This window comes from Arthrobacter sp. TB 26, assembly GCF_000427315.1.
Classification (GTDB): domain Bacteria; phylum Actinomycetota; class Actinomycetes; order Actinomycetales; family Micrococcaceae; genus Arthrobacter.
This window is the reverse complement of the sequence record NZ_AUPJ01000541.1, coordinates 1-6523: the sequence shown is the minus strand read 5'-3', so window position 1 is coordinate 6523 and position 6523 is coordinate 1. Positions and strand designations below refer to the sequence as shown.

Annotated in this window: 7 protein-coding genes and 1 pseudogene; 4 read left to right on the top strand and 4 right to left on the bottom strand. The window is 68.8% G+C overall.

What is annotated here, in order from left to right:
• The first annotated feature begins 9 nt into the window (after positions 1–9).
• From K789_RS24815 to K789_RS0121225, 4 genes are all read left to right on the top strand, one after another.
• Positions 10–741 (top strand): class F sortase, encoded by a 732-nt coding sequence (locus K789_RS24815; RefSeq protein WP_084507760.1) that lies wholly within the window; start codon positions 10–12, stop codon positions 739–741.
• Positions 738–1367, top strand: coding sequence for an RNA polymerase sigma factor (locus K789_RS0121235; RefSeq protein ID WP_051181218.1), 630 nt, complete (start codon positions 738–740; stop codon positions 1365–1367). Before K789_RS24815 ends, K789_RS0121235 begins: the two co-directional genes overlap by 4 nt.
• Positions 1354–2136, top strand: coding sequence for an anti-sigma factor domain-containing protein (locus K789_RS0121230; RefSeq protein WP_024368499.1), 783 nt, complete (start codon positions 1354–1356; stop codon positions 2134–2136). Before K789_RS0121235 ends, K789_RS0121230 begins: the two co-directional genes overlap by 14 nt.
• Before the next feature lie 81 nt (positions 2137–2217).
• Entirely contained in the window at positions 2218–2997 is a 780-nt protein-coding gene (locus tag K789_RS0121225; protein ID WP_029705612.1) for an SDR family NAD(P)-dependent oxidoreductase, read from the top strand.
• A gap of 24 nt (positions 2998–3021) precedes the next feature.
• Here the strand turns inward: K789_RS0121225 and K789_RS0121220 are convergent, their stop codons facing one another.
• The 4 genes and pseudogenes from K789_RS0121220 to K789_RS25535 all read right to left on the bottom strand — a co-directional run.
• Positions 3022–4152, bottom strand: a complete 1131-nt coding sequence (locus tag K789_RS0121220) for a sulfite oxidase (protein WP_084507758.1) — start codon at positions 4150–4152, stop codon at positions 3022–3024.
• Positions 4153–4257: 105 nt separating this feature from the next.
• Positions 4258–5112, bottom strand: a complete 855-nt coding sequence (locus K789_RS0121215) for an SDR family oxidoreductase (RefSeq protein ID WP_024368496.1) — start codon at positions 5110–5112, stop codon at positions 4258–4260.
• Positions 5113–5116: 4 nt separating this feature from the next.
• The gene (locus K789_RS0121210) at positions 5117–6121 is read right to left on the bottom strand and encodes an aldo/keto reductase family protein (protein ID WP_024368495.1); all 1005 of its coding nucleotides are present in this window, start codon (positions 6119–6121) and stop codon (positions 5117–5119) included.
• A 40-nt stretch (positions 6122–6161) separates the two neighbouring features.
• Positions 6162–6523, bottom strand: a pseudogene (locus K789_RS25535) (hypothetical protein); the annotation flags it as partial.

Here is a 6523-nt window from a genome sequence, read left to right as displayed (position 1 = left end):
AGGACAGATATGAAGCGGACGACGACGGCGGAGGCCACCCGGCGCCCTTCTTCGCCTGCTCTCCGGACAGCCGCCCTAGCCCCCGCCGCGCGGATCGCAGCCGTCACGATGGCGCTGCTGATCGCGGGCTGCACCGCACCCCAGGAGGCCGCCACTCCGCAACGCGTGCCCACGGAGAGTACGGTCCCCAGCGTCGGGCCACCCCGCACCGGGCCTCCGGCGCAAGCCACAACCGCTCCCGTCCCGAGGTCAGCAGTCCCGGTCCGGCCGGCAACTCCGCTGGCTCCGGCGCCCAAGGACCCGGCGCCGCGGTTCCTCACCGTGGAGGGAACCACCATCGACATGCCGATCGTGGAGGTGGGAGTCAGTCCTGACGGGGCGATGGAGATCCCAGAGCCCTTCCACGAAGCGGGCTGGTACCGCTTCGGCCCCACCCCCGGAGCCGCCGCCGGCACCGCAGTGGTCGCGGCGCACGTCGACACAACCTCCGAGTCGGCGCCCTTTTCCCAGCTCAAATCTCTCGCGCCGGGCACCCTCGTGACGGTCCAGCGCGAAGGGGCCAAGCCCCTGACTTTCCGGGTGACACGCGTGGAACTCATGGCCAAGGACGCGTTCGACGGCGCGTCCATCTTCCGGCGCGACGGCCCGCCCCAGCTGAAGCTGGTGACCTGCGGCGGCCGATGGCTGGACGCGCAACAGGACTACGGCGACAATGTGATTGTCACGGCGGTGCCGGCATGATTCAGGACGCAGCGCCCACCGTCGCCACCAGCAGCGGGAAGGAGCCGGGCTTGGCACCTTTCGAGGCCTCTTCCGCCTGGAACGCGGGACTCAATGAGTCCTTCGCCGCCGGCGACGAAACGGCGTTGGCAGAGGCATACCGGCAGTTCTCGCCCCTGGTGCACACGCTTGCGCTGCGCTCGCTGCACGACAACTCCGCGGCCGATGACGTCACCCAGGAAGTGTTCATCCGGGTGTGGCGCTCGCGGTCCGCGTTCGACCCGGCGAAAGCACGGTTACCGGCCTGGATCGTGGGCATCACCCGGAACGTGATCACGGACGCGCAGGCGGCCGCGGTGCGGGAAACCCGGAAGGTCCTGGCCGCCGTCGAACTCTCCCCGGACCCGGAGCAGGCCGCCGGCCACGCAGCCGCGGAAGTGCTGGCCGACCGTTTGCTGCTCGACGGGGAGCTGGAAAAGCTGGGGGAGCCGCAAGGATCAATCCTCAAGCTCGCCTTCTATGATGACCTGACGCATTCGCAGATCTCACAGAAACTGGACCTGCCGCTAGGTACGGTCAAAAGCCACATCCGCCGCAGCCTGTCCCAGCTCAGAAGCCGATTGGAGGTAGACCGTGCAACATCTTGACCCGGAGTCCCTGAGCCTGCTGGCCCTCGGCGAAGAACTCGGAGACGACGCCGCGGACCACCTCCGTTCCTGCACCAGTTGCGCAGCGGAGTACCGTGGCCTCCGCCGCGCCGTCATGGCGGCGAAGCCCGGACCGCCGGACGCCACCGCGCTGGAACCCCCCGGGCCGCAGGTGTGGGCAGGAATCCACCGCTCACTGGGGCTTTCCGCCGCTGTCGCCGACGACCCGCTGGGATCCCGGACGTCGTCTCCGTCGCCGACGCCGTCCGGCTCCCCAACGCCCCTCCCGGCCCGGGAGGAAAGGACCGGACGGAGGCAGGAACCCGGCCGGGGGTCGGGCTGGTTCCGCCGTCCCGGCGTGTGGCTGGCGGCCGCCGCGGCCACAGCACTGCTGGCGGCGGGGGTCTTCTGGTCCGTGCAGCAGAACCAGCCGGCGGTGACCCCGCTGGCCCAGGCCAAACTGGCGCCCGTGGACCAGCATTCCGCTACCGGCTCGGCCCGGGTCGTAGAAGCCAAGGACGGGCAGCGCGCCCTGGAGGTCCGGGTCGACAAGAACGAGGCGCGCGGTTACCAGGAGGTCTGGCTGATCGCCCCGGATTTGTCCCGGCTGGTGAGCCTGGGGGTCATGACCTCCGAGTCCGGGACTTTTTCCGTGCCGGCCGGCCTGGATCTGGGCGAGTACCCGATCGTGGACGTGTCAGATGAACCGGTCGACGGCAACCCTGCGCACTCCAGCGTCAGCATTGTCCGCGGAACCCTTGCGTCCTGAACCGATCGGCCTCTTGCCAGCGGACCCCGGCAAGAACATAGTGGAGGGAATTTACCACTCCACGGCGGGAGGCAGGCGACCATGCTGAACAACGAGGTGCCGCGAGGCGGGCTGCTGCAGGGCAAGACCGCGCTGGTCTACGGTGCGGGGGGTTCCATCGGCGGCGCCGTGGCCCGGGCTTTCGCGGCGGAGGGCGCCTATGTGCACCTCGCCGGGCGCACTGAGTCGCGGCTGGAGAAAGTCGCCCGGGACATCCTGGAGGAGGGCGGCCGGGCCGAAACCGCCGTCGTCGACGCCCTGGACGAGGAACACGTCGACGCGTTTGTGGACCGGGTGGCCAGGAAGAACAAGCGGATCGACATCTCTTTCAACGCCATCTCCTTCGGCGACATCCAGCAGCCACTCATGGACATTGACGTCAACGACTTCACCCAGCCCATCACTCTGGCCACCCGTACCCATTTCCTCACCACCCGGGCCGCGGCGACGCACATGATCAAGCAGCGCTCGGGGGTGGTCCTGATGTTCGGGGGCTCCGGACCTCAGACGCTGCCGGGGCTCGGCGGCTTCAAAGTGGCCCTGGATGCGATGGAAGGACTGCGCCGGCAATGGGCCCTGGAACTGGGCAAACACGGAATCCGGGTGGTGACGATGGTGTCCGGCGGCATCATCGAGACGATCCCGTGGCAGACGGAAGGGCGCGAGGAGATCATCGTGGAGATCGCCAAGTCCGCCCATCTCAACCGCACCGCAACCCTGGCCGACGTCGGAAACGTCGCCTGCTTTGTGGCCTCGGACAAGGCCGGGGCCATCACCGATGCAACAGTCAACATCTCCGCCGGCGCGATCGTTGACTATTAGGAGCCCGTCTTGGAGGGCTGCCGGCTACTGGACCGTCGCCTTGATCCGTTGCACCACGTTGTTGCCCATGCCCTGGTAGTTCCAGGCCTGCTCCAGCGGCTGGGTGGCCCCGGTGGCGTCCGTGGCGCGGCAGGCCAGCTCGTGGTCGCCGGGATCAGCCACCCACGGCATGGACCAGGCGCACCAGGCGAAGGGAGCGGCCGGGTGGGCCAGCTGCGCCTGCGCCCACTTGCCGTCGATTCCCACCTCGACACGCTGCACCGCACCCTCGCCGGACCAGGCCCGGCCGGTCAGCATTACCGGACCGGCCGGCACCATCCGGCTCCGGGTGAAGAAGTCCGGCACGCCCGGCGGGATCATCAGCGAGCGGACCTTGATCCAGCTGACCGGAGTGCCGGCGTCGTCCGCGTCCTGCTGGTAGCGGTAGGCGACCGCCTGCTGGAAACCATCGAAGGGCTTGGTCAGCACCTTGATCGAGGACAGCCACTTCACGCTCGCCATGCCGTACCAGCCGGGGACCACCAGCCGCAGCGGGTAGCCGTGCTGCGGCGGCAGCTCATTGCCGTTCATCCGGTACGCCAGCACGATGTCGGGCCTCAGCGCCTCGGCGATCGGAAGGCTCCGGGCGAACTGCTGCCGGACGCCACCCTGGACCCCAGTGTCGGCGCCGGTGAACACCACCTCCACGGCGTCATCTTCCACCCCGGCCTGGGCCAGCAGGTAGGCAAGGGGCACCCCGGTCCAGACCGCCGTGCCAACGGCCTCGAGCTGCCAGGGCTGGCTCAGCGGGCGCGGACGCAGCAACGAGCGGCCGTTGCCGGCGCATTCCAGGGTCACGGGGACGCTGATCTGCGGCGCCCGTCGGAGCGCCTTGAGGTTCAGCTCCAGGGACCGCTGCACGGCGCCGCCGATCTGCAGGTGCCAGTGCTCGGCGTCGATGAACGGGATGTCGAAATGGGTCAGCACATAGTGCAGCCCGGGCGGCGTGGTGTCGTTCCGCAGCGCCTCCAGCGGCATGGAATGGTTCCGCACGGCGAGCTGGAGTTCCTCGGCCGTGAGGGGGCCATGGCTCGGTTCACCGGGGTGCGGCGTGAGCTTCCGGCCGTGGCGCGGTGTCTTCAGGATGGACGAGTGGCGCGACAGCTGCTTTGGCATGGCACTGCGATTCTGTTCCGGACCAGCCCGGATTTGGACCGGTGTCACCCGTATTCAGGTCTACGCCCCAGCCCGGAGGCCGTCAATACTGGGCCAGCCCCGCCGCTAAATCGTGTGCGCCCCGGCCAGGAACTGCGCCAGGCCCAGCGGTTCACGGCCGGTGAGTTCGTGGACGGCAGAGGTCGGTCCTGCCAGTTCGCCGGCCGCGACCGCAGTGTAGGTGCTCACCCAGGCGTCCACCTGCCACGGCGGTGCCCCATAGGAGGCGCGCGAGGCGTAGGCCTCCTCGAGGGTCTCGTTGTGGAACGTGATGGTCCGGCCGGTCCCGGCGGTGAGGAGGTCCGCGGCCGTCGCCAGCGAGATGTCCTCCGGCCCGGTCAGGTCGTACGTTCGGCCGATGTGCAGGGCCGGGTCGCGGAGCACGGTCACGGCGGAACGGGCGATGTCCGCGCGGGCAACGGCCGCCATGGCGCCGTCCCCGGCGGGTCCACGGATAACACCGTCCGCGCCGGCCAGCAAAGGCAGGAAGTCCAGGTAGAAGTTGTCCCGCAGGAAGGTGAAATCCATCCCGGAGGCCCTGATGTGCTCCTCGGTGGCGAAGTGGTCCCGGCCGAGGGTGAACGTGCAATTGGCCGCCGCGCCGAAGAACGAGGTGTAGACGATGTGCTGCACGCCGGCTGCGGCCGCCGCATCCACGAAGGTGTAGTGCTGCTGCAGCCGGTCTTCGGCCTCGGCGGCGGAGACCATAAAGAGCGTCTTGACACCCTCGAGGGCCGCTTTCGCGAGCACCTGATCGGCATAGGTAACAACGACGGGCACGCCGCCTTCCAGCTCCGGCGCCCGGCTGGGGTCGCGCACGAGCAGGCGCTGCGGGCTGCCGGCGTCGGCCAGCTGGCGGGCCACCAGGCCGCCCAGGTGCCCGGTTGAACCGGTGACGGCGAGCATGGGCGGGCCGGTCATGGGACTAGGCTTCCCGGGAGGCGGGCGACTTGGTCTGCGCCGGGTCGCGTTCGGCGAGCGAGCCGATCGCGGCGTCGATCTTCTCCATGATCCCGGTGTCCAGCTTCACCCCGGCGGCCGCCACGTTCTTCTCAATCTGCTCCGGCCGGGATGCGCCCATGATGGCGGAGGCCACGTTCTTGTTCTGCAGCACCCAGGCGATACTCAGCTGGGCCATGGTCAGTCCGGCCTCGTCCGCGATCGGCTTGAGCTGCTGCACGCCGGTGAGGACCTCGTTGGACATCCAGCGCTCGATCATTTTCGAACCGCCCTTGGAATCCGTGGCGCGGCTGCCCTCCGGGGCCGGCTTGCCGGGGTGGTACTTCCCGCTCAGCACACCCTGCGCCATCGGCGACCAGACGATCTGCGAGAGGCCAAGCTCCTCGGACGTCGGAATCACCTCGGCCTCGATGACCCGCCACAGCATGGAGTACTGCGGCTGGTTGGAGATCAGCTGGAAGCCGAGTTCCTTGGCGAGGGCGTGGCCCTCGCGGATCTGGCTGGCCGTCCATTCGCTGACGCCGATGTAGAGCGCCTTGCCCTGCCGGACGATGTCCGCAAAGGCCTGCATGGTCTCTTCCAGCGGGGTCTCGTAGTCGTAGCGGTGGGCCTGGTAAAGGTCCACATAGTCCGTCTGCAGCCGCGTCAGGGAGCCGTTGATGGCCTCCATGATGTGCTTGCGGGACAACCCAAGATCGTTGTGGCCCTTGGGACCGGTGGGGCCGAAGACCTTGGTGAAGATTTCCAGCGACTCGCGCCGCTCATCCTGGAGGGCCTTGCCAAGCACGGTCTCCGCGGCTGTGTTGGCGTAGACATCCGCCGTGTCGAAGGTACTGATACCGGCGTCGAGCGCGGCCCGGACGCACTGGGTGGCGACCTCGTTCTCCACCTGCGAGCCGTGCGTAAGCCAGTTGCCGAAGGTGATTTCCGAAATCTTGAAGCCGCTGTTCCCGAGGTATCTGAATTCCATGGGTTCCAACGTAGCCGACTTGACTGCCGGGGGTAAGGCCTCAGCCGGCTTTGCGCTCCTGGGCCGGCTGCTTCAACTTGCTGACCGGAAGGCTGCCGTGCAGGGAGACCAGCGAGCCCGTGTCCAGCAGGGACTTCGCGGCGGGCATCGGGGCTTTCTTGAAAGCGGGCGGGACGGTACCGAGGTGGCCGTTCCGGTCCGTGGCTGACGCCACGAGCGGTGCGACTGCGGAGAGGTCGCGTGCCGGAGCTGCGGGGTCCGGCAGTTCTCGGACCGAGACCTTGACGGCCGGGGCGGCCTCCGCCTTGGCGCGGGCGGCGGCGCGGGCATCAGCCCGGGCGACGGCCGCGGCCCAGTCCGGCGACAGTGCGGGTTCCTTCTTGGCCGGCCTGGCGGGCCTGG

Excerpts from the sequence above, each read along its gene's own strand:
- K789_RS24815 (WP_084507760.1), top strand. The coding sequence starts at position 10 with ATGAAGCGGACGACGACGGCGGAGGCCACCCGGCGCCCTTCTTCGCCT.
- K789_RS0121235 (WP_051181218.1), top strand. The coding sequence starts at position 738 with ATGATTCAGGACGCAGCGCCCACCGTCGCCACCAGCAGCGGGAAGGAG.
- K789_RS0121215 (WP_024368496.1), bottom strand. The coding sequence starts at position 5,112 with ATGACCGGCCCGCCCATGCTCGCCGTCACCGGTTCAACCGGGCACCTG.
- K789_RS0121220 (WP_084507758.1), bottom strand. The coding sequence starts at position 4,152 with ATGCCAAAGCAGCTGTCGCGCCACTCGTCCATCCTGAAGACACCGCGC.
- K789_RS0121210 (WP_024368495.1), bottom strand. The coding sequence starts at position 6,121 with ATGGAATTCAGATACCTCGGGAACAGCGGCTTCAAGATTTCGGAAATC.
- K789_RS0121225 (WP_029705612.1), top strand. The coding sequence starts at position 2,218 with ATGCTGAACAACGAGGTGCCGCGAGGCGGGCTGCTGCAGGGCAAGACC.